At 38.4% G+C, this 23,613-nt stretch carries 23 protein-coding genes, 6 pseudogenes and 1 riboswitch; of the genes and pseudogenes, 24 read left to right on the forward strand and 5 right to left on the reverse strand.

Features of this window, described 5'->3' with window-relative positions; translation table 11 throughout:
* Positions 1 to 11 precede the first annotated feature (11 nt).
* The 20 genes and pseudogenes from HT678_RS05045 to HT678_RS11505 all read left to right on the forward strand — a co-directional run.
* Complete coding sequence (locus HT678_RS05045) at positions 12 to 1,361, forward strand: sensor histidine kinase (protein WP_172924646.1); 1,350 nt, start codon at positions 12 to 14, stop codon at positions 1,359 to 1,361.
* Between the two features lie 68 nt (positions 1,362 to 1,429).
* Positions 1,430 to 1,786 carry a hypothetical protein gene (locus HT678_RS11930; RefSeq protein WP_101514703.1) on the forward strand — a complete coding sequence of 119 codons (357 nt, stop codon included), beginning with the start codon at positions 1,430 to 1,432 and terminating at the stop codon, positions 1,784 to 1,786.
* 278 nt (positions 1,787 to 2,064) lie between these two features.
* Positions 2,065 to 2,184, forward strand: coding sequence for a PncF family bacteriocin immunity protein (locus HT678_RS05050; protein ID WP_101514702.1), 120 nt, complete (start codon positions 2,065 to 2,067; stop codon positions 2,182 to 2,184).
* A 286-nt stretch (positions 2,185 to 2,470) separates the two neighbouring features.
* Positions 2,471 to 2,635: a hypothetical protein gene (locus HT678_RS05055; RefSeq protein WP_049511538.1), complete on the forward strand. Its 165-nt coding sequence runs from the start codon at positions 2,471 to 2,473 to the stop codon at positions 2,633 to 2,635.
* Entirely contained in the window at positions 2,632 to 3,036 is a 405-nt protein-coding gene (locus HT678_RS05060) for an immunity protein (RefSeq protein ID WP_101514701.1), read from the forward strand. The genes HT678_RS05055 and HT678_RS05060 overlap by 4 nt, the downstream gene beginning before the upstream one ends.
* A 625-nt stretch (positions 3,037 to 3,661) precedes the next feature.
* Positions 3,662 to 4,045 (forward strand): annotated as a pseudogene (locus HT678_RS05065) (immunity protein).
* A 51-nt stretch (positions 4,046 to 4,096) separates the two neighbouring features.
* Positions 4,097 to 4,786 (forward strand): CPBP family intramembrane glutamic endopeptidase, encoded by a 690-nt coding sequence (locus HT678_RS05070; RefSeq protein WP_023938710.1) that lies wholly within the window; start codon positions 4,097 to 4,099, stop codon positions 4,784 to 4,786.
* A gap of 40 nt (positions 4,787 to 4,826) precedes the next feature.
* The gene (blpZ, locus tag HT678_RS05075; protein ID WP_023938708.1) at positions 4,827 to 5,075 is read left to right on the forward strand and encodes an immunity protein BlpZ; all 249 of its coding nucleotides are present in this window, start codon (positions 4,827 to 4,829) and stop codon (positions 5,073 to 5,075) included.
* Positions 5,076 to 5,104: 29 nt separating this feature from the next.
* Positions 5,105 to 5,716, forward strand: a complete 612-nt coding sequence (locus tag HT678_RS05080; protein ID WP_023938707.1) for a type II CAAX endopeptidase family protein — start codon at positions 5,105 to 5,107, stop codon at positions 5,714 to 5,716.
* Positions 5,717 to 5,877: 161 nt separating this feature from the next.
* The gene (locus HT678_RS05085; RefSeq protein WP_016399198.1) at positions 5,878 to 6,672 is read left to right on the forward strand and encodes a phosphotransferase family protein; all 795 of its coding nucleotides are present in this window, start codon (positions 5,878 to 5,880) and stop codon (positions 6,670 to 6,672) included.
* The gene (gene trmB, locus HT678_RS05090; protein ID WP_023938706.1) at positions 6,669 to 7,304 is read left to right on the forward strand and encodes a tRNA (guanosine(46)-N7)-methyltransferase TrmB; all 636 of its coding nucleotides are present in this window, start codon (positions 6,669 to 6,671) and stop codon (positions 7,302 to 7,304) included. Before HT678_RS05085 ends, trmB begins: the two co-directional genes overlap by 4 nt.
* 125 nt (positions 7,305 to 7,429) lie before the next feature.
* The gene (gene rimP, locus HT678_RS05095) at positions 7,430 to 7,909 is read left to right on the forward strand and encodes a ribosome maturation factor RimP (protein ID WP_001808916.1); all 480 of its coding nucleotides are present in this window, start codon (positions 7,430 to 7,432) and stop codon (positions 7,907 to 7,909) included.
* A 43-nt stretch (positions 7,910 to 7,952) separates the two neighbouring features.
* Positions 7,953 to 9,089: a transcription termination factor NusA gene (gene nusA / locus HT678_RS05100; RefSeq protein WP_172922070.1), complete on the forward strand. Its 1,137-nt coding sequence runs from the start codon at positions 7,953 to 7,955 to the stop codon at positions 9,087 to 9,089.
* Positions 9,090 to 9,110: 21 nt separating this feature from the next.
* Positions 9,111 to 9,404, forward strand: coding sequence for a YlxR family protein (locus tag HT678_RS05105; RefSeq protein WP_000857562.1), 294 nt, complete (start codon positions 9,111 to 9,113; stop codon positions 9,402 to 9,404).
* The gene (locus tag HT678_RS05110; RefSeq protein WP_101514479.1) at positions 9,397 to 9,696 is read left to right on the forward strand and encodes a YlxQ-related RNA-binding protein; all 300 of its coding nucleotides are present in this window, start codon (positions 9,397 to 9,399) and stop codon (positions 9,694 to 9,696) included. Before HT678_RS05105 ends, HT678_RS05110 begins: the two co-directional genes overlap by 8 nt.
* A gap of 16 nt (positions 9,697 to 9,712) precedes the next feature.
* Entirely contained in the window at positions 9,713 to 12,589 is a 2,877-nt protein-coding gene (gene infB / locus HT678_RS05115; RefSeq protein WP_172924648.1) for a translation initiation factor IF-2, read from the forward strand.
* 165 nt (positions 12,590 to 12,754) lie between these two features.
* Positions 12,755 to 13,105 carry a 30S ribosome-binding factor RbfA gene (rbfA, locus tag HT678_RS05120; protein ID WP_001273597.1) on the forward strand — a complete coding sequence of 117 codons (351 nt, stop codon included), beginning with the start codon at positions 12,755 to 12,757 and terminating at the stop codon, positions 13,103 to 13,105.
* A gap of 256 nt (positions 13,106 to 13,361) precedes the next feature.
* Positions 13,362 to 13,700 (forward strand): annotated as a pseudogene (locus HT678_RS11500) (hypothetical protein); the annotation flags it as partial.
* Positions 13,701 to 13,839: 139 nt separating this feature from the next.
* Positions 13,840 to 14,602 (forward strand): annotated as a pseudogene (locus HT678_RS05130) (DpnI domain-containing protein).
* Positions 14,598 to 14,978, forward strand: a pseudogene (locus HT678_RS11505) (DpnD/PcfM family protein); the annotation flags it as partial. The pseudogenes HT678_RS05130 and HT678_RS11505, both read left to right, overlap by 5 nt.
* A 63-nt stretch (positions 14,979 to 15,041) precedes the next feature.
* Here HT678_RS11505 and dcm read toward each other — a convergent pair.
* Positions 15,042 to 16,306: pseudogene (gene dcm, locus HT678_RS05145) on the reverse strand (DNA (cytosine-5-)-methyltransferase).
* A 117-nt stretch (positions 16,307 to 16,423) separates the two neighbouring features.
* Here dcm and HT678_RS05150 point away from each other — a divergent pair.
* Positions 16,424 to 17,914 (forward strand): annotated as a pseudogene (locus HT678_RS05150) (Sau3AI family type II restriction endonuclease).
* 55 nt (positions 17,915 to 17,969) lie between these two features.
* Here HT678_RS05150 and HT678_RS05155 read toward each other — a convergent pair.
* The 4 genes from HT678_RS05155 to HT678_RS05170 all read right to left on the reverse strand — a co-directional run bounded on the left by HT678_RS05155 (position 17,970) and on the right by HT678_RS05170 (position 21,491).
* On the reverse strand, positions 17,970 to 19,232 hold the full coding sequence (locus HT678_RS05155; RefSeq protein ID WP_023940821.1) for a nucleobase:cation symporter-2 family protein: 1,263 nt from the start codon (positions 19,230 to 19,232) through the stop codon (positions 17,970 to 17,972).
* Entirely contained in the window at positions 19,232 to 19,813 is a 582-nt protein-coding gene (locus HT678_RS05160; protein WP_000770400.1) for a xanthine phosphoribosyltransferase, read from the reverse strand. The genes HT678_RS05155 and HT678_RS05160 overlap by 1 nt, the downstream gene beginning before the upstream one ends.
* Before the next feature lie 123 nt (positions 19,814 to 19,936).
* Positions 19,937 to 20,032: riboswitch (purine riboswitch) on the reverse strand.
* A gap of 233 nt (positions 20,033 to 20,265) precedes the next feature.
* Positions 20,266 to 20,652 (reverse strand): VOC family protein, encoded by a 387-nt coding sequence (locus HT678_RS05165; RefSeq protein WP_000386216.1) that lies wholly within the window; start codon positions 20,650 to 20,652, stop codon positions 20,266 to 20,268.
* Positions 20,653 to 20,663: 11 nt separating this feature from the next.
* The gene (locus HT678_RS05170; RefSeq protein ID WP_000767458.1) at positions 20,664 to 21,491 is read right to left on the reverse strand and encodes an exodeoxyribonuclease III; all 828 of its coding nucleotides are present in this window, start codon (positions 21,489 to 21,491) and stop codon (positions 20,664 to 20,666) included.
* Positions 21,492 to 21,710: 219 nt separating this feature from the next.
* Here HT678_RS05170 and HT678_RS05175 point away from each other — a divergent pair, with 219 nt between their 5' ends.
* From HT678_RS05175 to HT678_RS05185, 3 genes are read left to right on the forward strand one after another with little or no spacing between them, the layout of a single operon-like run.
* Entirely contained in the window at positions 21,711 to 22,610 is a 900-nt protein-coding gene (locus HT678_RS05175) for a type II CAAX endopeptidase family protein (protein ID WP_101514727.1), read from the forward strand.
* Positions 22,594 to 22,881 carry an autorepressor SdpR family transcription factor gene (locus HT678_RS05180; RefSeq protein ID WP_050222921.1) on the forward strand — a complete coding sequence of 96 codons (288 nt, stop codon included), beginning with the start codon at positions 22,594 to 22,596 and terminating at the stop codon, positions 22,879 to 22,881. Before HT678_RS05175 ends, HT678_RS05180 begins: the two co-directional genes overlap by 17 nt.
* On the forward strand, positions 22,862 to 23,503 hold the full coding sequence (locus tag HT678_RS05185) for an SdpI family protein (RefSeq protein ID WP_079247579.1): 642 nt from the start codon (positions 22,862 to 22,864) through the stop codon (positions 23,501 to 23,503). The genes HT678_RS05180 and HT678_RS05185 overlap by 20 nt, the downstream gene beginning before the upstream one ends.
* Positions 23,504 to 23,613 lie beyond the last annotated feature (110 nt).

Raw genomic sequence — 23,613 nt, forward strand, 5'->3', positions numbered from 1 at the left:
AAGGAGAAATTATGGCTGTTGCTTGGATATTGTTGTATACGCTTGTTATTAATGGACTAGAAATTGTCATTTTCTTTAAGGTAGATGGAATTGGTCTCACTTTTGAGAGGATTTTCAAAGCTTTTCTTCTGAAATTTCTTCTAGGAGCCATTTTTGCGACTTTTCAATTTTTGGATGTAAGTGAATATTTGTCCTATTTTATAGAACCTTTGTTCGGTATAGGTCTATCTTTCTTATTGTTAAGAGGGCTTCCTAAAAAAATCCTTATTTTTTATGGTCTCTTCCCAATGATATTAGTAGAGCTCTTTTACAGAGGTGTTTCCTATTTTGTGCTTCCATTTTTGGGGCAAGGAATTGTAGATGGGGATGGCAATCCTATCTTTGTATTGATTATGATATTCGTTTGCTTCATAGTTTTAGTCTTTTTGAAATGGTTAGACTATGATTTCACTAGATTGAGAAAGGAGTTTCTCGATAAAGGTTTTCAAAAGTCTCATACTAAGATTAACTGGGTAATGGGGTCTTATTATCTAGTGATGCAAAGTCTATCTTACCTTGAATATGAACAAGGTATTCAATCAAAGACTGTTCGCCATCTGATTCTAGTGTTTTACCTCCTCTTTTTTATGGGGGTTATCAAGAAATTAGATACCTATTTGAAGGACAAACTCCATGAGAGATTGGACCAAGAGCAGGCCTTGCGCTATAGAGATATGGAACGCTATAGTCGGCATATAGAGGAGCTTTACAAGGAAGTACGGAGTTTTCGCCATGACTACACCAACCTCTTGACTAGTTTACGTCTGGGTATTGAAGAGGAGGATATGGAGCAGATAAAAGAGGTCTACGGCTCCGTCTTAAAAGATTCCAGTCAGAAATTGCAGGACAATAAATATGACCTTGGGCGATTGTTGAATGTTCGGGACCGCGCCCTCAAAAGTCTCCTAGCAGGGAAATTTCTAAAAGCTAGAGAAAAGAACATTGTCTTTAATGTTGAAGTTCCTGAGGAGATTCAGGTCGAGGGGATGAGACTACTTGATTTTCTAACCATTGTGTCTATCCTTTGTGACAATGCTATTGAAGCCAGTGTAGAGGTTGGTCAACCTCACGTTTCAATCGCCTTTTTAAAAAATGGAGCACAGGAGACCTTCATCATCGAAAATTCCATCAAAGAAGAGAGAATAGATATTTCTGAAATCTTCTCCTTTGGAGCAAGCTCTAAAGGAGAGGAGAGAGGAGTTGGTCTCTATACCGTTATGAAGCTTGTGGAAACTTATCCTAATACTAGTTTAAATACCACCTGTCAAAATCAAGTCTTTCGTCAGGTTTTAACGATTCACTCGATGTCGGTTGATGATTAGAAGATTTGTGGAAAGAAGTACTGTCTGCAGTCATCGATTAAAATACTATAGTTTATGAGGTATCCTATATGAATAAGAAATCCTTTTTTATCATCTGTTCTACGTTGATCATAGCATCGAATCTTCTCATGATTTCCGTGGTGAACAAGGGAGAAGAAACAGGGAGCAATCTGTTTGTGATTGCTATAGCCTGTATTTTGCTACCAGCCTTTTTATATGCAGTTGAAAACCAACTGACTTCATTGATAAGAGTAGAGTCAATACTTCTGATTCAGTTGACAGTTATATCTCTACTCCGCCTTATCAACAGAATAGGGAGTACGCCTGAAATTCTCAACATTATCATTACCCTCCTATTTTTGGCAAGTGGGACAGCTGCTATCCTTGTTGCGATTATGAGAATATATGAGAACATACGGAAGTGAGGGTAAGTAGTTTTCTATTTTGTATTTTCACATTGTCAAGTTTCCCCAGGGCAAGTATGTTTTCCATGCTTGCTTTTTAAATTTTTTAACAATTCAAGATGTTTTGATGACCATTTATGATTTGGATGGAAAATTTTAAAAAATAGTAGTATACTAACCTTATTAAGGTTGTAATAGGACGAAAGTAAAAAGAGGTATTCCTCGTGAATGCAAAAACAATGTTACAATTGGTTATTATGGTTGCTTAAAGACTTGAGCTTGTGTACTTGGAGGTAATTATGGATTTCAAAAGTTTTCTTATTGCTTTTGTTGTTGGTATGTTTGTTTCTTTTATTACTTATTTAATTAGGGAAAAATTTTTAAAATCTCCAAAGAAGGATACAGATAGTACCCCCTAAAAAATAAATTTTTCCCCTGTATTTGCTAGCTTAATTTACAGGGGAGTTTCTTTAATTTTGTTTCGCCTGTCAAAATGATATGTGATAGCAGGATGAAAAGTCTACAAATTAAGTTGGTATCAATATGGTGTAAAGGGCAAGTATGTTTTTCATGCTTGCTTTTTAAATTTTTTACAATTCAAGATGTTTTGATGACCATTCGTGATTTGAGTGATCCAAGGTCAAAATAAGTGCTATACTAATAGTGTAAAGGTTCTAGCTCAACAAACATTTAGGAGGAAATCTTATGAAGAAAAAAATACTTGTCATTTTCATCTTGTATCTAATCATGTCCATCTTTCTATATCCGCTTAGGGAGAGTGCTTGGTATCAGCTATTTTATACCATAGCCTATATGATTGCGGTTATGATTTATCTTGCTTTAACTAAAAAGAAAGGAGCAAAGAAATGAAAACTTTTCTTGCTAAAAAACGGAACATCTTCCTTGCGAGATTGTTCTTAGGTCAGTTGCCCTTGCTTGTCTCTACTTATCTATTTCTATCTCGTCAGTTTTTAAATTTTTCCTTGGTTTTCCAATTTCTTTTAGTGGTTATTAACTTGGCTTCTATTTTGGTCACTGTTTACCTCACTAGGGAAATGAGGATAAGAGAGTTTGAAGATGATGATTTGGTTAGTCCTAGAACCAATCAACTTATGTTCATTGGTTTGACAGGTTTTATGTCTATTATTTGTTTGTATAGAGGTATCACAGCAGGAGAATCCTACCAACAAATAATCGCTTATATTGGCGCTATTCTCTGCTTGCTTATCATGCTTCTACTCATTTGGGGTTTGAAGTATTATAAAAAGTAGGGGCTAATGAAGTTTTTACAATTCAAGATGTCTCGATGACAATTCAAGATTTGGATGAAAAACTTTAACAAATAGTGCTATACTGAAATTGTCAAAGTTGCAAAGGGTGCTGCTACATTCTGTTAAAAATCGCTCTTGATTGATAAGTTGGATTTGTTAGGAAAGGAGTAAATAATTATGGATAAGAAAAAGATAGTTTCGACTATAATATGTATAGTATTTCTTGTAGAGTCAGTGGATAATTTTTTTAGAGACTTAACCCCGTTATTGTTCATTTTAAATATTATTGGCCTAACTTGTTTTTTAGTGTTAATATACACTAACATAAAAGAGATGCTCTTAAATATACGTAAATGATGATTTGGTTAGTCCTAGAACCAATCAACTCATGTTCATCGGCTTGACAGGTTTTATGTCTATTATTTGTTTGTATAGAGGTATTTCAGAAACAGAATTCTATCAACAACTAATCGCTTATATAGGTGTATTCTCTACTTGTTTATCACGCTTCTGCTCATTTGGGGCTTGAAGTATTAAAAGTAGCTTTCTATTCTTTTCTGACAGGATATTTGAGTAGAAGGCTCTATTAAATTGTTAGTGAAATAAATGAATGGAGGTATTTAATATGAAATACAGATTATTTCTTGTTATTTTCTTGAGTAGTATGTTGGATATTCTTTTAGGGACATTTTTACAAATCTCTAATGTATCGATAGGTTGGATTGTTCTCTACAGTGGATTATTTGAAGCAGGAATTTTCCTTCTTGCCAATAAAGGGTTGGCGGTAAAGATTAAGGAAGCAGACATTCAAAACCGCTTTAAATTTATTTTTTGAAAAACGCTATGGTTTCAAATTCTTTGGCTCATCTTTTTGATGGTCAAACTGTATCTTGGTTTGGATGCGAGATTGATTTTATTCTATGGACATATTTTCATTGTCTTTAATGCCTTAATGTATCTATTATCTAGTAGTCAGGTTAGCCTTAAAAAGAACAAGCTGTCTTCTTAATCTTACAGCAGTAGAGCCTGACAAGGGGAGGTCATAGTGGGGAGGATTTCTATGAAAAAGTATCAACTTCTATTCAAAATAAGTGTAGTCTTGTCTTACCTATTTTTCGTATTTGGTCTTTCTCGGCTGACGCTTATTGTTCAAAATTATTGGCAATTTTCTTCCCAGATTGGCAATTTCGTCTGGATTCAAAATTTCTTGAGTTTGCTATTTAGTGGAGTCATGATTTGGATTCTGTTTAAGACAGGGCACGGCTATCTTTTTCGCATTCCGAGAAAAAAATGGCTTTGGTATTCGATTTTGACAGTATTAGTGCTAGTGCTCCAGATCTCTTTTAACGTTCAGACAGCTAAACATGTTCAGTCAACTGCTGAAGGTTGGGCTGTATTGATCGGTTATAGTGGGACCAACTTTGCCGAGCTAGGTATCTATATAACTTTGTTCTTTCTGACTCCACTTATGGAAGAGCTGATCTATAGAGGATTACTGCAACACGCCTTTTTTAAGTATTCGAGATTTGGCCTTGATTTGCTTCTTCCGTCAATTTTATTTGCTCTTCCTCATTTTTCAAGCCTGCCTAGTCTGTTAGATATTTTCATCTTTGCAACAGTTGGAATCATCTTTGCCGGTTTGACCCGCTATACCAAGAGTATTTATCCATCCTATGCGGTGCATGTGATCAATAATATTTTCGCAACATTACCATTTTTGCTGACTTTTTTACATAGGGTCTTGGGGTAAAAAACAAAAGGCTTGCTTTTCAGCCATAGAGGAGGTCATCATGTATAAACACTTATTTTTCCTAGATTCAAAAACCTTAGACTGGTTGACGCCCTATATTCTAGACTTGGCTTCTGACACCATTGCCTTTAATGTTTTTGTGCTAACCTTTGTATCTGTGGTGGTCTTTTATTTCCTGAATCCCATGCTAGCTTTAATGGCTATCTTCTTAGGGGCTGGCTATGTGGTCGGATTTTGGTTACTCAAATGGTTTGTTTTGGAAAGGTTAGAGCTAAAGGATGACGCGTAGGAAGTCTGTTTGGTGAGGAGGATAATTTGATGGAGTTTTTTGATAAATTTCATGCCTTGTGTTTTGGATTTTTAGTACTACTAATCGTCATTACAGTTCCTTATACGATTAACCATGGGGATTTTTTTCAAAATGAATCTGAATTGATTATTGTAAGTCTTCTAGTAACCTCGCTGAGTGTTGCTTATGCTAGAAAGTTTGAAATGATTTCTTTTGGGATGTTAAGCAGGAAACAACTTTTACTTTTCATTGCAATCTTTCTTCTAAGTGTGCTTGAGACGCTGGTTTATATTCATTTCTTTGCTGTTTCTTCTGGCGCAGGAGTTCAACACTTGGCGGAAGTCAGCAGAGGAATTTCTCTGTCTTTGATTTTGACTACCTCAGTTTTTGGCCCCATCCAGGAGGAACTCATTTTCAGAGGACTTCTTCAAGGTGCGGTTTTTGACAACTCTTGGTTAGGGCTTGTGCTAACTTCCTCTCTCTTTTCTTTTATGCATGGACCTTCTAATGTCCCTTCGTTTATTTTTTATCTACTTGGGGGCTTGTTGCTGGGCTTTGCTTATAAAAAGAGCCAAAACTTATGGGTTTCTACTCTAGTCCACATGTTTTACAACAGTTGGCCACTCTTATATTATTTATAAAAATTATGAAAAGGTAAGCAGAAGACGGTGCTTGCCTTTTTCTTTCTATAATGATACCCAAGCCAATCCAGATGCTTTTCTTTGAGAATCGGGCGTGGAGCGGTTGACGAATAGGCCAAAAACTAGTAGAATAGTAAGGAAACTTTATACGGAGGAAAGAAATGGATTTGGGTGATAATGAGCTAACACTGACTCCCATACCTGGGAAAAGTGGCAAAGCTTATATGGGTAGCTATCCTGATGGGAAGCGCATCTTTGTAAAAATGAACACCTCTCCAATCCTACCTGGTCTAGCTAGAGAACAAATTGCTCCACAATTATTATGGAGTCGCCGTTTGGCAGATGGGCGTGATATGTGTGCTCAAGAATGGTTGACAGGCAAGATATTGACCCCCTATGATATGAATCGTAAGCAAATCGTCAATATTTTAACCCGCCTTCATCGCTCACGTCCGTTGATGACACAGTTGAGTCGTTTGGGATATGCCATGGAAACGCCTGTAGATTTACTGCAGTCTTGGCAAGAAACGGCTCCAGATGCTTTGCGTAAAAATCATTTTATCAGTGAAGTGATGGCTGATTTACGTCAGACTATTCCAGGATTTAGAGAGGACCATGCGACCATTGTCCATGGAGATGTACGACATAGTAATTGGATTGAGACAGACAGTGGCTTGATTTATTTGGTGGATTGGGATTCGGTTCGTTTGACCGACCGCATGTTTGATGTGGCCCATATGCTCTGCCATTATATTCCAGAACATCAGTGGAAGGAATGGTTGACCTACTACGGTTACAAGTACAATCAAACGGTATTAAGTAAATTGTATTGGTATGGTCAATTGTCTTATTTGAGCCAGATTTCCAAGTATTATATGAACCAAGATTTAGAAAATGTCAATCGGGAGATTCATGGCTTGCGTCACTTCCGAGACAAGTATGGAAAGAGAAGATGAGAGTTAGAAATCGTAAAGGGGCGACAGAATTACTAGAGGCAAATCCCCAGTATGTGGTCCTCAATCCTTTAGAAGCCAAGGGAAAATGGCGGGACTTGTTTGGCAATGATAATCCCATTCATGTGGAAGTTGGAAGTGGAAAGGGTGCCTTTGTTTCAGGGATGGCCAAGCAGAACCTTGACATCAACTATATCGGGATTGATATTCAAAAGTCTGTTTTGAGCTACGCTTTGGACAAGGTTCTTGAAGTTGGAGTGCCTAACATCAAGCTCTTGTGGGTAGATGGTTCTGACTTGACTGACTACTTTGAAGACGGTGAGATTGATCGCTTGTATCTGAACTTTTCAGATCCTTGGCCGAAAAAACGCCATGAAAAGCGTCGTTTGACCTACAAGACCTTCTTGGATACCTTCAAACGTATCTTGCCTGAAAATGGAGAAATTCATTTCAAGACGGATAACCGTGGCTTGTTTGAGTACAGCCTAGTGAGCTTTTCTCAGTATGGCATGAAACTCAATGGTGTCTGGTTAGATTTACATGCCAGTGATTTTGAAGGCAATGTCATGACAGAATACGAGCAAAAATTCTCCAACAAGGGGCAAGTTATCTACCGAGTTGAGGCAGAATTTTAAGAAATAGCCTAAAATCAGGCTGTATAAGTGCTTTTGCTTTACATAAGTTGGCAAACGTGCTATACTGATAGTAAGAATATGAAAAGTGAGGCGGGGAAATATCTTCGCCTCTTGCTTATGAGGAGGTGGACGCAATCGCAACAATCGTAGAATTAGTCAGAGAAGTTGTAGAACCTGTCATAGAAGCACCTTTCGAACTCGTGGATATCGAGTATGGAAAGATTGGCAGTGACATGATTCTCAGTATTTTTGTAGATAAACCTGAAGGAATTACCTTGAACGACACGGCAGACTTGACAGAAATGATCAGTCCTGTCCTAGACACCATCAAGCCAGATCCCTTCCCAGAACAATATTTCCTAGAAATTACCAGTCCAGGCTTGGAACGTCCTTTGAAAACCAAAGATGCCGTCGCTGGAGCGGTTGGGAAATACATCCATGTCGGGCTCTACCAAGCCATCGATAAGCAAAAGGTCTTTGAAGGAACCTTGTTGGCCTTCGAAGAGGACGAGTTGACTATGGAATATATGGACAAGACACGTAAGAAAACTGTCCAAATTCCATACAGTTTAGTATCAAAAGCACGTTTAGCAGTTAAATTATAGAAAAAGAAAGGATAGCTTTTGAGGATTCAAAAGTGAAGAAAACATGAGTAAAGAAATGCTAGAGGCCTTCCGCATTTTGGAAGAAGACAAGGGAATCAAAAAAGAAGATATCATCGACGCAGTAGTAGAGTCGCTTCGTTCCGCTTATCGCAGACGCTATGGTCAATCAGACAGCGTAGCCATTGACTTTAACGAAAAAACAGGTGACTTTACCGTTTACACTGTCCGTGAAGTTGTTGATGAAGTATTTGATAGCCGTTTGGAAATCAGCTTGAAAGATGCTCTTGCCATCAATTCAGCCTATGAACTTGGTGATAAAATCAAGTTTGAAGAAGCGCCTGCTGAGTTTGGTCGTGTAGCAGCCCAATCTGCCAAACAAACTATCATGGAAAAAATGCGCAAGCAAACACGTGCCATCACTTACAATACTTACAAAGAGCATGAACAAGAAATCATGTCTGGTACTGTAGAACGCTTTGACAACCGCTTCATCTATGTCAACCTTGGCAGCATCGAAGCCCAATTGTCAAAACAAGACCAAATCCCTGGAGAAGTTTTTGCTTCTCATGATCGTATTGAAGTTTATGTCTACAAGGTTGAAGATAACCCTCGCGGTGTCAATGTCTTTGTTAGCCGTAGCCATCCAGAAATGATCAAACGCTTGATGGAGCAAGAAATTCCTGAGGTCTATGACGGAACTGTTGAAATCATGAGCGTGGCTCGTGAAGCTGGTGACCGTACCAAGGTTGCCGTTCGTAGCCACAATCCAAACGTGGATGCTATCGGTACAATCGTTGGACGTGGTGGTGCTAATATCAAGAAGATTACTAGCAAATTCCACCCAGCTCGCTACGATGCTAAGAATGACCGCATGGTACCAATCGAAGAAAACATCGACGTTATCGAGTGGGTAGCAGATCCAGCTGAATTTATCTACAATGCTATCGCTCCTGCTGAAGTTGACCAAGTTATCTTTGATGAAAACGACAGCAAACATGCCTTGGTGGTTGTTCCAGATAACAAGCTTTCTCTTGCTATTGGTCGTCGTGGACAAAACGTGCGCTTGGCGGCTCACTTGACTGGTTACCGTATCGATATCAAATCTGCTAGCGAATTTGAAGCCATGGAAGACGCTGCTTCAGTAGAGTTGGAAGTAGAAAACGATACTGTAGAAGAATAAAAGCTGCTAGAGGAGGGAAAGATGAAAACGAGAAAAATCCCTTTGCGCAAGTCTGTCGTGTCCAATGAAGTGATTGATAAGCGTGATTTGCTCCGCATTGTCAAGAACAAGGAAGGACAAGTCTTTATCGATCCGACAGGCAAGGCCAATGGCCGTGGTGCTTATATCAAACTAGACAATGCAGAAGCCCTAGAGGCGAAAAAGAAGAAGGTCTTTAACCGTAGCTTTAGCATGGAAGTGGAAGAAAGCTTTTATGACGAGTTGATCGCTTATGTGGATCACAAAGTGAAAAGAAGAGAGTTAGGACTTGAATAAGCAAAAGATAAGCAATCTCTTGGGACTTGCTCAGAGAGCAGGGCGGATTATATCGGGTGAAGAATTGGTGGTCAAGGCCATTCAAGACGGCAAGGCCAAGTTGGTCTTTCTAGCTCATGATGCTGGACCCAATCTGACCAAGAAGATTCAAGATAAAAGTCATTATTATCAAGTAGAAATTGTAACCGTGTTTTCAACACTGGAATTAAGCATAGCAGTCGGTAAATCAAGAAAGGTTTTGACTGTGACAGATGCTGGATTTACAAAGAAAATGAGGTCTCTTATGGAATAGAAGAGGAGGACATGATTTGTCTAAGAAAAGATTGTACGAAATCGCAAAAGAACTTGGAAAAGAAAGTAAAGAAGTTGTAGCGCGTGCAAAAGAGTTGGGCTTGGATGTGAAAAGCCACTCATCAAGTGTGGAAGAAGCTGTCGCTGCAAAAATCGCTGCCAGCTTTAAGCCTGCAGCTGCTCCGAAAGTAGAAGCAAAACCTGCAGCACCAAAAGCAAGTGCAGAAAAGAAAGCCGAAAAATCTGAGCCAGCTAAACCAGCTGTAGCTAAGGAAGAGGCAAAACCTGCAGCACCAAAAGTAAGTGCAGAAAAGAAAGCCGAAAAATCTGAGCCAGCTAAACCAGCTGTAGCTAAGGAAGAGGCAAAACCGGCTGAGCCAGTTGCTCCGAAAACAGAAAAAGTAGCAGCGAAACCGCAAAGTCGTAATTTCAAGGCTGAGCGTGAAGCCCGTGCTAAAGAGCAGGCAGAACGACGCAAGCAAAATAAGGGCAATAACCGTGACCAACAACAAAACGGAAACCGTCAGAAAAACGACGGCCGTAATGGTGGAAAACAAGGTCAAAGCAACCGCGACAATCGTCGCTTTAATGACCAAGCTAAGAAGCAGCAAGGTCAGCAAAAACGTAGAAATGAGCGCCGTCAGCAAGAGGATAAACGTTCAAATCAAGCGGCTCCACGTATTGACTTTAAAGCCCGTGCAGCAGCCCTAAAAGCAGAGCAAAATGCAGAGTACGCTCGTTCAAGTGAGGAACGCTTCAAGCAGTACCAGGCTGCTAAAGAAGCCTTGGCTCAAGCTAACAAACGCAAGGAACCAGAGGAAATCTTTGAAGAAGCGGCTAAGTTAGCTGAACAAGCACAGCAAGTTCAAGCAGTGGTTGAAGTCGTCCCTGAGAAAAAAGAACCTGCAGTGGATACACGTCGTAAAAAACAAGCTCGACCAGACAAAAATCGTGACGATTATGATCATGAAGAAGATGGTCCTAGAAAACAACAAAAGAATCGAAGTAGTCAAAATCAAGTGAGAAATCAAAGAAATAGTAACTGGAATAACAACAAAAAGAACAAAAAAGGCAATAACAAGAACAACCGCAATCAGACTCCAAAACCTGTTACAGAGCGTAAATTCCATGAATTGCCAACAGAATTTGAGTATACAGATGGTATGACCGTTGCGGAAATCGCAAAACGTATCAAACGTGAACCAGCTGAAATTGTTAAGAAACTCTTTATGATGGGTGTCATGGCCACACAAAACCAATCCTTGGATGGGGAAACAATTGAACTCCTCATGGTGGATTACGGTATCGAAGCCAAACAAAAGGTTGAAGTGGATAATGCTGACATCGAACGTTTCTTTGTCGAAGATGGTTATCTCAATGAAAATGAATTGGTTGAGCGTCCACCAGTTGTAACTATCATGGGACACGTTGACCACGGTAAAACAACACTCCTAGATACCCTTCGTAATTCTCGTGTTGCGACAGGTGAAGCAGGTGGTATCACTCAGCATATCGGTGCCTACCAAATCGTGGAAAATGGCAAGAAGATTACTTTCCTTGATACACCGGGACACGCGGCCTTTACATCTATGCGTGCGCGTGGTGCTTCTGTTACCGATATTACGATTTTGGTCGTAGCGGCAGATGACGGGGTTATGCCTCAGACTATCGAAGCCATCAACCACTCAAAAGCGGCCAATGTTCCAATCATCGTAGCTATCAACAAGATTGATAAACCAGGTGCTAACCCAGAACGCGTTATCGGTGAATTGGCAGAGCATGGAGTTATGTCAACTGCTTGGGGTGGAGATTCTGAATTTGTTGAAATCTCAGCTAAATTCAACCAAAACATCGAAGAATTGTTGGAAACAGTCCTTCTTGTAGCTGAAATTCAAGAACTCAAGGCAGACCCAACAGTGCGTGCTATCGGTACGGTTATCGAAGCGCGCTTGGATAAAGGAAAAGGTGCGGTCGCAACCCTTCTTGTACAACAAGGTACCTTGAATGTTCAAGACCCAATCGTTGTCGGAAATACCTTCGGTCGTGTCCGTGCTATGACCAACGACCTTGGTCGTCGTGTTAAAGTTGCTGGACCATCAACACCAGTTTCAATTACAGGTTTGAATGAAGCACCGATGGCGGGTGACCACTTTGCCGTTTACGAAGATGAAAAATCTGCGCGTGCAGCAGGTGAAGAGCGTGCCAAACGTGCCCTCATGAAACAACGTCAAGCTACCCAACGTGTTAGCCTTGAAAACCTCTTTGATACCCTTAAAGCTGGTGAACTCAAGTCTGTTAACGTTATCATTAAGGCTGACGTACAAGGTTCAGTTGAAGCCCTTTCTGCATCACTTCAGAAAATCGATGTGGAAGGTGTCAAAGTGACCATCGTCCACTCAGCGGTCGGTGCTATCAATGAATCTGACGTGACCCTTGCCGAAGCTTCAAATGCCTTTATCGTTGGTTTCAACGTACGCCCTACACCACAAGCTCGTCAACAAGCAGAAGCTGACGATGTGGAAATTCGTCTCCACAGCATTATCTATAAGGTTATCGAAGAGATGGAAGAAGCCATGAAAGGGATGCTTGATCCAGAATTCGAAGAAAAAGTTATCGGTGAAGCAGTTATTCGTGAAACCTTCAAGGTGTCTAAAGTGGGAACTATCGGTGGATTTATGGTTATCAACGGTAAGGTTGCCCGTGACTCTAAAGTCCGTGTTATCCGTGATGGTGTCGTTATCTATGATGGTGAACTCGCAAGCTTGAAACACTATAAAGACGACGTTAAGGAAGTTACAAACGGCCGTGAAGGTGGAATGATGATCGACGGCTACAATGATATTAAGATGGATGATGTGATTGAGGCCTATGTCATGGAAGAAATCAAGAGATAATAGAGAAACGATAGCTCATTTGACTCGTCGTCAACAGCGCCTTGATGAACTTCAGTTCTATCTAAGGCTTGTTTCCTAGATTCAAATGGCTCTAGTTCCTCTATCTAATAAAAATAGCTAGGTCTGCTGGCCTAGCTTTTGGTTCAAAGTAGAGAAAGGAATATCATGGCAAATCATTTCCGTACAGATCGTGTGGGCATGGAAATCAAGCGTGAAGTCAATGAGATTTTGCAAAAGAAAGTCCGTGATCCACGTGTCCAAGGTGTGACCATCACAGATGTTCAGATGCTGGGTGACTTGTCTGTTGCCAAGGTTTATTACACCATTTTGAGTAACCTTGCTTCGGATATCCAAAAAGTCCAAATCGGGCTTGAAAAAGCAACTGGTACCATCAAACGTGAACTTGGTCGCAATTTGAAATTGTACAAAATCCCAGATTTGACCTTCGTCAAAGACGAGTCCATCGAGTATGGAAACAAGATTGACGAGATGCTACGCAATCTGGATAAGAACTAAAGAAGAGGGGCAACCCTCTTTTTTGGTGGAGAAAAAGGCAATAAAACATGATGGGGGAATCTTTCTAGACTTATACTCAATGAAAATCAAAGAGCAAACTAGGAAACTAGCCGCAGGCTGTACTGGAGTAGGGCAAGGTGAAGCTGACGTAGTTTGAATTTGATTTTCGAAGAGTATTAAAAATTATTAAAAAGATTTATAAAATTTAGATAGTGTGATATTATGAGATAAAGATACAAGAGAAAGAGGTATTTATATGGCTGAACAAGACTTAGCTATGCAAGTATTGCAACAAGTGGTGAAACTACCTGTTGTTAAGGTTGATCGTTCGAAGTTTTTAGTGGATAAGTTTTCCAAAGAATTAGATTCACAGGACATTCCTACCTTATTAGAACAAGGCCCAACGTCTCTCTTATCTTAAGAAATCTTAGATCGAGTGGCTAATGTCTGTATTAGGGATAATGTTTTATTAGCGAGTGGGACTTCTGTTGTTGCAGGATTACCAGGTGGACTTGCCATGGCAATTACCATACCAGCGAATATAGCTCAATTTTATGCTTTTTCTTTAAAATTAGCTCAAGAACTAGGGTATATTTTATGAGATATGTGAGAAGGAAATATAAAAGAGAATGATGAAATACAAATGTAATAGGTACATATATGTGGTATACTAGTTATAGTAGATTTTAATTGCTTATATCGAGTGAATTCTCATATTAGTGAGGAATTTTTAAATGGAATTACAATTTAATTTAGAACTAGTAGAAACCTATAAAAGTAATAGTCAGAAGGCACGTATCTTAATGGAGGATTGGGTTTATCGTCAGTCTTATTGCCCTAATTGTGGGAAAAATCCTTTAAATCATTTTGAAAATAATAGACCTGTAGCAGATTTTTACTGTAATCATTGTAGTGAGGAGTTTGAACTAAAGAGCAAAAAAGGAAATTTTTCATCAACAATCAATGATGGTGCTTATGTAACGATGATGGAGCGTGTGCAGGTAGATAATAATTCTAATTTCTTTTTTAACTTATACAAAAAATTTTGAGGTAAATAATTTTCTTGTCCTTCCGAAGCAATTTGTTACACCGAAATCAATTATTCAAAGGAAGCCACTTGCGCCAACTGCTAGACGAGCAGGTTGGATTGGTTGTAACATTGATTTATCACAAGTACTTTCTAAAGGAAGAATATTTTTTGTGAAAAATGGACAAGTTAGAGATCCAGAAAAAGTTACAAAAGAATTTAAGCAAAGTTTATTTTTAAGGAAGAACTCTCTTTCAGTAAGAGGTTGGACAATAGAAATTCTAAATTGTATAGATAAGATAGAGGGTTCAGAATTTACCCTTGAAGATATGTATCGTTTTGAAAGTGACCTAAAAAATATCTTTGTTAAGAACAATCATATCAAAGAAAAGATTAGGCAACAGCTTCAAATATTAAGAGACAAAGAAATAATAGAATTTAAAGGTAGAGGAAAGTATCGGAAATTATGAAAACTTATGTGTAATGGTTTATACTTTATCAGACCCTGATTGTGTGAGGTGGTTGTCTGAAAATATGGAGTTTGGTGATGAGAAACAACTTTTTTTATTGAATAAAAAATATAGCTGGGAATATGGAGATGAATTACCAGAGTGGTTGGAAAGCCCAAAACTATATAGATTATTGCTAATAAGTGAATGATTGGAAAGCAATTTAAAACTGAAAAAGTATACAGTAGAAATTACAGAAACTTTATCACGTTTAGTAAGTATAGAGGCTGAAAATCCAGATGAAGCCGAACGACTTGTAAGAGAAAAGTATAAGAGTTGTGAAATTGTTCTTGATTCAGATGATTTTCAGAACTATGACACTAGCATATATGATTAGATAGATGTTTTTATTTTGTCACACAAAAAAGAGGCTCGCACCTCTTTTTTAGTTTCAGATAAATTAATCAATTTTTTTAATAAATTTAGCAATTTCTTTTACAATCTCAGTAACCAAAGCATTTCCCATAAAAAACATTCTCATTTTATCAGATACCTCTACAATAGATCCATCTAACAATTTCTTTTTAGCTGTCCAATCATCTGGGAAATCCTGAAGGCGTTCAGCTTCAATGGGTGTAATTAATCTATATTTATTGTTTACAAATAATAAATGTGTGGAACGATTAACTGTTCCTTCGGATGTAAGCATTGTTCGTCCTGGAAGGTTTAAATCATCATAAGGGGACATTCCTCCTTCTGAATAGATGTATTGATGTCCGTCAGAGGATGTTCGTTCAATTTTCTTAGGTCCTCTAAGATATTGAAATTTTTCCAATTTTGACTGATCAGTTAAAAAATATTTTTCAGGTACTTCAGACTCATCTTGAAGAATTTCTCCTAGAGTGATAGGATTGCCATTGTAATTAGGTTCTGTATCAATAGAATAGTATTTTCCATGTCTCATAATTCCTGTATTCCAAACAGTACCAGTAAAAGTATCTGAAACTTCAACTATATCATTTGGTAACTCATAAAACACATGACGATTTTTAACTGCTATAGGTTTAATAGGAAATTGTTTTGCAAATAGACCTTGATTGAAAATATAGTCATCATACCTATTATCTTCAAAGATTTCTTCATTTTTTTCGTAAAGATTGTCATTTTTTGGGCAAAGACTGTATCATTTCGATATACGAAAAAGAATACACGACGTCTTCGTTGGCTTCTTCCATACTCAGCAGCATTAATAACTCTCCACTCTACAGAATATCCAAGGTTATTAAAAGCTGTTAGCATGATTGCAAAATCACGTCCTCTCTGTTTTGAGGGCGCTTTTAAAAGCCTATCCACGTTTTCCAGAATTAAGTATTTGGGTTTAATGATTTCAGTTGCTCTAATGATTTCCCAAAATAAAACTCCTTTTTTTCCTTCAATACCTTTTTCATCTTTCTTGCTACGCGCAACAGAGTAATCTTGGCAAGGAAAACCACCGACAATCATATCGGCATCCATTTTGGAAAATTGTTCGTCTGTTACATCAGAGATACTAATATTGATGTTTTCGCTATTGGGGAAGTGATAATCATAGACCTCAAATGCGTCTTGAGATTTACGAGATGGTTCCCATTGGTTTGCCCATTTTGTTTTAAAGAGTTGCTTATCGGCATTTTCTAATCCTATCCGAAAACCGCCAACTCCAGCAAATAGTTCGAGAACTTTCATCTTTTCTCCTTCATTTTTTTTACAGTTTAATCCATTATATACTATTTTCAATGATTGATCAAGTATTAATGTTTGCTTTAGTTTAATTTGATATAATATAAAAGATAGGAGAAGAAAATGGATCAAAACTTATTTAACTATAACGATGAAGATATCGATAGTGTTATTGAATATTCTCATAAACTATTAAATAGAAAATTTTCCGATGTTATGGAAGAGTATAATCGTTCGCTTTATAAATCATATGACGATTATAATGATAGAGTAGTCTCTGAGGTACAAGATAAAGCAATTAGTATGAAGTCAAAAGGGCAGTATGGAAATTATATTGAAAAATATTTCTATGGTTACCAGCCAAATAGTGACTCGGAAGCTGACTTTGAAAAAATAGGTGTAGAGTTAAAAGTTACTCCTTTTAAGATAAACAAAAATGGGACACTTAGTGCAAAAGAACGACTTGTATTAACAATACTAAACTATATGGAGGAAAATTTAGAGGATTTTTACTCCACTCATTTATGGAAAAAATGTGCAAAGATTTTGTTATTGTTTTACAATGGCTTAATTCCCAATCAAACAATGAAGGACTATGTCATTGAAAAAATATTTTTATATGAATGGTTTGAGGAGGATATGGCAGTCATCCTTGAAGACTATCAGAAGATTATAGATAAAATCAAAAATGGAAGGGCACATGAATTATCAGAATCAGATGGAAACTATTTATCAACTTGTACAAAAGGTGCAGGTAAAGGAAAGGATTTAAGACAGCAACCATTTAGTCATGAATTAGCAAAACAAAGAGCTTGGGAATTAAAATCAAGTTATATGACCTATCTGATTAATCATAAAATTTTTAACCAATCAGATCAAGAAAGTGTTTTGGCTAATTTTAGGGGTGAAAAAAAGTCATTTACTGAGGTTATTGCAGAGAAGATTCTTTCCTACAAAGGTTTCTCTGAACAAAAGTTATATGATAGATTTGAAGTGAATCCCAAGGCAAAAGGTAAGAATAGTACTCTGATTAGAAAAATTTTAGGCTTGACAGGGGATTTGGATAAGACCAAAGAATTTCAAAAAGCAAACATGAATTTGAGAGTTATTCGAGTAGATAAGAATAATTTACCTAAGGAAGACTCTCCATTTAAAACTTATTGTTTTAAAGAATTAGCAGCAACAGATAGTTAGGAATCATCACATGTTTATAATGAAATTTATAATAAACGATTCCTTTTCGTTATTTTTAAGGAAATTGAACCTAAGCTATTTGTATTAGATTCTATCAAATTTTGGGGATTTCAGGATAGACAATTAGAAGAAATCCAAAGAGTGTGGCAGGAAACTAGACAAATTATTTCTGACGGAGTTAAATTAACTCAAAATGGTAATAAAGTTTCAACTAATTTCCCTCAAAGTAAGATAAATAGAATTCTATTTACGAAATTACATGCTACCAATGCTTACTATGAAATTGAAAAAGGAAAATTTGTTGGGAAAGGCTCATTATCTGATACAGATGAACTTCCAGATGGACGTAGGATTACAAAACACTCCTTTTGGATGCCTAAGAAGTTTATAAAAGAAATATTAGATGGGAATTGGGATTGATAGTATTTATAATCAATTTGTGATAAACAAAAAAAGAGGCTCACACCTCTTTTTCTTATTTCTTTTTATGATTTAATACGGCATTGAGGACAATGGCGAGTAGGCTGGCTACGACGATTCCGTTTGAGAAGAACATTTGGAAGGCTGTCGGCATGCTGACAAAGAGATTACTGTTGTTGAGTCCGACACCTGCAGCGATTGAAACAGCTGCGATAAGGAAGTTATGTTCATTGTTAGCAAAGTCAACACGAGCGAGGATTTGCATCCCTTGAATGGATACAAAACCAAACATCACCAGCATGGCACCACCGAGGACAGGGCTCGGAATGATTTGAGCAAGGGCACCAAACTTAGGAAGGAGTCCAAGGAGAACCAGGAAACCAGCTGCGTAGTAGATTGGCAGGCGAGTCTTGATACCTGATAATTTAACCAAACCAACGTTTTGTGAAAATCCGGTGTAAGGGAAGGTGTTAAAGATTCCTCCGAGAAGTACGGCCAAACCTTCTGCGCGGTAACCGTTGCGCAGGCGCGTGCTGTCGATTGGATCTTTCGTGATATCAGACAAGGCTAGGTAAACACCAGTCGACTCAACCATAGACACCGTTGCGATGATACACATCATGACAATAGATGAGATTTCAAAGGTTGGCATCCCAAAGTAGAGTGGAGTTGGGACATGGACAAGTGGTGCTGACGCAACAGGAGAGAAGTCCACCAAACCCATGCTAGCAGCAATGGCGGTTCCAACAACCAGACCAATCAAAATAGAGATAGACTTGATAAATCCTTTGGTAAAGATGTTGATCAAGAGGATAATCAGAACAGTAATAGCTGCAAGCAAGAGACTTTGACCAGTTGGTTCTGGAACGTTATTTCCCATATTTCCAATAGCGACAGGGATCAAGGTTAAACCAATCGTGGTAATAACAGATCCTGTTACGATAGATGGGAAGAGATTGGCTACTTTTGAGAAGATACCTGAAACAAGAACCACGTAAATCCCTGATGCGATAAGGGCACCAAACATAGCGCCACTACCATGGCTTTGCCCAATCATAATCAAGGGAGCTACCGACTGGAAGGCAACCCCAAGAACGACTGGTAGCCCAATCCCAAAGTATTTGTTGAGTTGGAGTTGGAGGAAGGTTGCCACACCACACATGAAGATATCTGTGGAAATCAGGTAGGTCAACTGCTCAGTTGAATAGCCAAGGGCTGTCGCAATCATGATGGGAACCAGGATAGATCCTGAGTACATGGCTAGTAAGTGCTGCAAGCCAAGAACGGCTGCTTGCGAATGTTTTTCTTGAGTTTGCATTAGAGATCTGCCTCCTTAAATACGACTTGACCATTTTCAAAACGATCCAAACGAGCGAGTGATAGAACAGGGTAACCTGCTTTTTCAAGCAAATCACGGCCATCTTGGAAAGATTTTTCAATTACGATACCGATAGCTTCGACTGTGGCTCCAGCCTGTTCGATGATCTGAATCAAGCCTTTAGCAGCTTGGCCGTTAGCAAGGAAATCGTCGATAATCAATACCTTGTCCTCTGGTGAGAGGAATTTTCCAGCGATAGAAACGGTGCTGGTTACCTGCTTGGTAAAGGAGTAGACTTGGGCAGTTAAGATGCCTTCATTCATAGTGATGTTTTTAGCTTTTTTAGCGAAAATCATGGGAATGTTTAAGGATTCAGCTGTAAAAAGGGCTGGGGCAATGCCTGACGCTTCAATGGTCACAACCTTAGTAATGCCAGCAGCAGCAAATTTTTCCGCAAAAACCTTACCAATCTCTCGCATCAAGCTAAAGTCAACTTGGTGGGTTAAAAAGGAATCCACCTTGAGGATGTTGTCACCCAAGATATGCCCATCCTTGAGGATGCGCTCTTCTAATAATTTCATAAGACCTCCTAAAGTCTAAAAGCCAATCCATTTGCTTGTTTATAGTTTCCAGCAAGAAATAGAAAAAGGATCTACTTAATCCCTAAGTAAGTCCCCAAAATAGGCATGGCAAAAACGGCCATATCTCCAAGTTAACTTACTTATTGTTAGGTGTTCCGGCACCTTGTAGAAACGTCGTGCCAATTCACGACATAAACAAGTAACATGATATTCAATTTCAAATAGGCTTGAGCCAATGTTTTTATTTTACACTAAATAACTTTAGAAATCAACTGTTTTGTTAGTGTTTTGGTTTAAAAAACGAACAAATATAATAAAAATGGGCAAGAATTAACTTATTGACTAACATTTAGAAGGTTTTTCCATCATAAAAGGGCATATTATTAGGTTTTTAAATACCTGACAATATGCCTCTTTCTAACTTTAAAGACTTTTTCCCAATCTTTATTATTCTACTCGCTAAATCTTAAAAAATAGCCATCTGGATCCAAAATCGCAAATTCATGGGGATATATAAAGCTATCTCCTACTCGAAATTCTCTTTTTGTCAGGGGACGATGGATAGGATAGTCAGCTTCCAGCAGTTTTTGGTGGAGCTGAGGAACATCTGCAATGCCAAAGGAAATATTGACACCGCGCCCGAAAGGATAGGTCAGCTGAGCTAATTCTTCTGCGCTGCCTTCTTCTAGCATAAGTTGGCAGTCTTCAAGCGAGAGGAAGAGAAATTTCTCCTCGGGACGCTCGTATTCGACAGAGAATCCTAGCAGGTCGCAGTAGAAGTGACGTGATTTTTCGATGTCAGATACTACAAATTCAGGAATGACAGCTTGATAGTCCATTCGTTTTCTCCTTAGAGTTCAATCTCCAAGACAATCGGTGTATGGTCTTGACGAGCTCCTGAGTCGATCATATCAGACTTGGTCACCTTGTCAGAGATGCGGTTACTTGTGAGCCAGTAGTCGATTCTCCAGCCTGTATTGTTGATTTTAGAAGTCTTGCTGCGTTGTGCCCACCAAGTGTAGCGTTCAGGAACATCGCCGTGAACATGGCGGAAGGTGTCTGTAAATCCAGTTGCCAAAAGGTTGGTAAATCCAGCACGTTCCTCGTCGGTAAATCCTGGTGAACGGCGGTTGCTAGCAGGATTTGCAAGGTCGATTTCATTGTGGGCAACGTTGTAATCACCGGTCGCAAGAACTGGTTTTTCTTTGTCTAGTTCAGCCAAGTACTCAGCATATTTGACATCCCAGACTTGGCGTTCTTCCAAGCGTTTGAGACCATCACCAGCATTTGGTGTGTAAACCTGGGTCACGAAAAATTTATCAAATTCCAAAGTGATGATGCGGCCTTCCAAGTCCATGGTAGAAGGGGCACCGATTTCTGGGAAAGTGACAGTAGGTGTGAGTTCTTTCTTATAGAGGAACATAGTACCAGCATAGCCTTTGCGGGCAGGTTCTTGAGAAGAGCGCCACGTGTTTTCGTAGCCTGGGAAGAGTTCTTCTAAAATTTCCAAGTGTTTCTTTGTAGGCCCTTTGGCAGAAAGCTTGGTTTCTTGGATAGCGATAATATCAGCATTTTCAGCGACCAAGGTTTGTAGGACTTCTTGGGACAATTTGGCACGAGCTGAATCACTAGTTAGGGCAGCGTTTAGGGAATCAATATTCCATGAGATAAGTTTCATAAAGTTACCTTTTTCATTCAGATTATAGATTTTATTATACCAAAAAAAGGTCTATTTCCCCAACGTATGGTTTGAAAAATCACTCTTTAGACTTTATCCTGAGAAAATAAAAATTCCCTAAACTATTTAGAAAAAAATCTAAATAGCTCTTGTGTTTAGAATAGAAAGGTGTATAATGTTATTTAGAAAAATATCTAAATAGAAAGTGAAGTTACATATATGTCAAATAAGAGAACAATCCTTCTTTTTGTGGTCTTGGCTTATGCCCTTGCTTGGATAATATGGTTGGCACTATGGATAGGTGGTGTTGGTCTAAATTCTCCATGGAGTCAACTTGCTAGTATTGTAGCCATGTGGATGCCTGCGCTTGCAGTCTTTCTCTTAGGGAAAATCACGAATCAACCTAGTGGAATCAAATCTAAATTAGCCGTGAATCTCAAGAGGAACTGGCGCTTTTACTTACTAGCTATCTGGTTACCAGCAGTTATCAGTTTTTTAGGAGCGGGACTTTATTTTCTTGTATTTCCTAGCAATTTCAGCCTTGGTTTTGAATCTATTCAAGCTATTTTACAAGAAAAAGGTGTCTCTCAATCAGCCATTCCCTTATCTTTCTTGGCTTTGATTCAAATCCTAGCTAGTTTGACTTACGCTCCTTTTCTTAATAGTTTCTTTGCATTAGGGGAGGAAATTGGTTGGCGTGGCTATCTTTACCCAGTGCTAAGAGGACGCTTTTCAAGAGTCCAGACTCATGTCTTGCTTGGTCTCATTTGGAGTCTTTGGCATCTACCAATCAATTTGCAAGGCTATAATTATGGACTATCTTATTTTTCTTATCCCGTTTTAGGAGTTGTCGCCATGTTTCTATTTTGTTTTAGCCTAGGAATATTGTTAAGCTGGTTGTTGGAAAAGACAGGCTCTATCTGGGCTTCAGTCCTATTTCATGGGGCAATCAATGCAACTGCAGGTATTGGGTTACTCTTTCAATTACCAGGAGAAAAAGTTTCAAGCCTCTTGATTTTAGACCCATCACCGACAGGAATGCTATCAGTTCTACCTTGCTTAGTCCTAGCCCTACTAATATTACAAAGGGAAAGGAGGCATTATGAGTTTTGCAAATAGCTTTAAAGCCTTATCTCATTCAGTTAGGAGAGAGATTTTGAATTTACTCAAAACAGGTAGATTACCTGCAGGAGAAATTGCCAGTCAATTCGAGTTGACTAGTGCAACTATTTCACACCATCTCACGATTTTGAAAGCAGCGGATTTGATTCATGAAATGAAAGAAAAAAACTTTATTTATTATGAGTTAAATACATCGGTTTTAGAGGATATAATGGTTTGGTTAGCAGATCTGAAAGGAGATCATTTTGATGAAGATAAAAATCAATAAGAAATTGGTATTATTTACGAGCATTCTCATCCTACTACCTTCCCTTGTAGGTTGTGTTTTCTGGAATCAATTACCAGAGGAGATACCCACTCATTTTAATCTACTGGGTCAAGCAGATGGCTACAATCATAAAATGTCTGCTATCTTTGGATTACCGACTCTCATGCTTTTGATGCATTGGTTGCTTCTATTTTTAATGATTAAGGATCCTAAATCTAGCAATATCAGTTCAAAAATACAAGTTTTGATTTACTGGATTATTCCTTTTGTATCTTGTCTATTAATGATTTCTATCTTCGGAGAATCTTTGGGTTATTCCATGATGAGCGGGATTCTAGCTCAGATTTTTATGGGAGTCGTGATGATCGTAATTGGAAATTATCTACCAAAAACACACCGAAATTATATAATCGGTATTCGACTTCCGTGGACCTTGGAGAATGATAAAAACTGGAGAAAAACGCATCGCCTAGCTGGGAAAATTTGGGTATTCGGAGGATTGTTATTGTTTCTAAATTCCTTTGTGCAACTATATGTTTACTGGGTATTCTTCTTGACACTTTTCTTTGTAGTGATAATTCCTAGTGTCTATTCTTATCAATTATCAAAATTAGAATCTTGAAATAGCTACTGGAGTCATTAGTTTGAGAAGTTGGTCTGATATGTCTGTTTCCCCAACGTATGGTTTGAAAAATCACCCTCTTTCATTTATAATGAAGAATGATTTTATGA

The organism is Streptococcus sp. 3167 (assembly GCF_013277175.1).
Lineage (GTDB): Bacteria > Bacillota > Bacilli > Lactobacillales > Streptococcaceae > Streptococcus > Streptococcus pseudopneumoniae.

What these genes read in the sequence shown, in the direction of transcription:
- HT678_RS05045 (WP_172924646.1), top strand. Translation starts at nt 12, where the DNA reads ATGGCTGTTGCTTGGATATTGTTGTATACGCTTGTTATTAATGGACTA.
- HT678_RS11930 (WP_101514703.1), top strand. Translation starts at nt 1,430, where the DNA reads ATGAATAAGAAATCCTTTTTTATCATCTGTTCTACGTTGATCATAGCA.
- HT678_RS05050 (WP_101514702.1), top strand. Translation starts at nt 2,065, where the DNA reads ATGGATTTCAAAAGTTTTCTTATTGCTTTTGTTGTTGGTATGTTTGTT.
- HT678_RS05055 (WP_049511538.1), top strand. Translation starts at nt 2,471, where the DNA reads ATGAAGAAAAAAATACTTGTCATTTTCATCTTGTATCTAATCATGTCC.
- HT678_RS05060 (WP_101514701.1), top strand. Translation starts at nt 2,632, where the DNA reads ATGAAAACTTTTCTTGCTAAAAAACGGAACATCTTCCTTGCGAGATTG.
- HT678_RS05070 (WP_023938710.1), top strand. Translation starts at nt 4,097, where the DNA reads ATGAAAAAGTATCAACTTCTATTCAAAATAAGTGTAGTCTTGTCTTAC.
- blpZ (WP_023938708.1), top strand. Translation starts at nt 4,827, where the DNA reads ATGTATAAACACTTATTTTTCCTAGATTCAAAAACCTTAGACTGGTTG.
- HT678_RS05080 (WP_023938707.1), top strand. Translation starts at nt 5,105, where the DNA reads ATGGAGTTTTTTGATAAATTTCATGCCTTGTGTTTTGGATTTTTAGTA.
- HT678_RS05085 (WP_016399198.1), top strand. Translation starts at nt 5,878, where the DNA reads ATGGATTTGGGTGATAATGAGCTAACACTGACTCCCATACCTGGGAAA.
- trmB (WP_023938706.1), top strand. Translation starts at nt 6,669, where the DNA reads ATGAGAGTTAGAAATCGTAAAGGGGCGACAGAATTACTAGAGGCAAAT.
- nusA (WP_172922070.1), top strand. Translation starts at nt 7,953, where the DNA reads ATGAGTAAAGAAATGCTAGAGGCCTTCCGCATTTTGGAAGAAGACAAG.
- HT678_RS05105 (WP_000857562.1), top strand. Translation starts at nt 9,111, where the DNA reads ATGAAAACGAGAAAAATCCCTTTGCGCAAGTCTGTCGTGTCCAATGAA.
- rbfA (WP_001273597.1), top strand. Translation starts at nt 12,755, where the DNA reads ATGGCAAATCATTTCCGTACAGATCGTGTGGGCATGGAAATCAAGCGT.
- HT678_RS05155 (WP_023940821.1), bottom strand. Translation starts at nt 19,232, where the DNA reads ATGCAAACTCAAGAAAAACATTCGCAAGCAGCCGTTCTTGGCTTGCAG.
- HT678_RS05160 (WP_000770400.1), bottom strand. Translation starts at nt 19,813, where the DNA reads ATGAAATTATTAGAAGAGCGCATCCTCAAGGATGGGCATATCTTGGGT.
- HT678_RS05165 (WP_000386216.1), bottom strand. Translation starts at nt 20,652, where the DNA reads ATGGACTATCAAGCTGTCATTCCTGAATTTGTAGTATCTGACATCGAA.
- HT678_RS05170 (WP_000767458.1), bottom strand. Translation starts at nt 21,491, where the DNA reads ATGAAACTTATCTCATGGAATATTGATTCCCTAAACGCTGCCCTAACT.
- HT678_RS05175 (WP_101514727.1), top strand. Translation starts at nt 21,711, where the DNA reads ATGTCAAATAAGAGAACAATCCTTCTTTTTGTGGTCTTGGCTTATGCC.
- HT678_RS05180 (WP_050222921.1), top strand. Translation starts at nt 22,594, where the DNA reads ATGAGTTTTGCAAATAGCTTTAAAGCCTTATCTCATTCAGTTAGGAGA.
- HT678_RS05185 (WP_079247579.1), top strand. Translation starts at nt 22,862, where the DNA reads ATGAAGATAAAAATCAATAAGAAATTGGTATTATTTACGAGCATTCTC.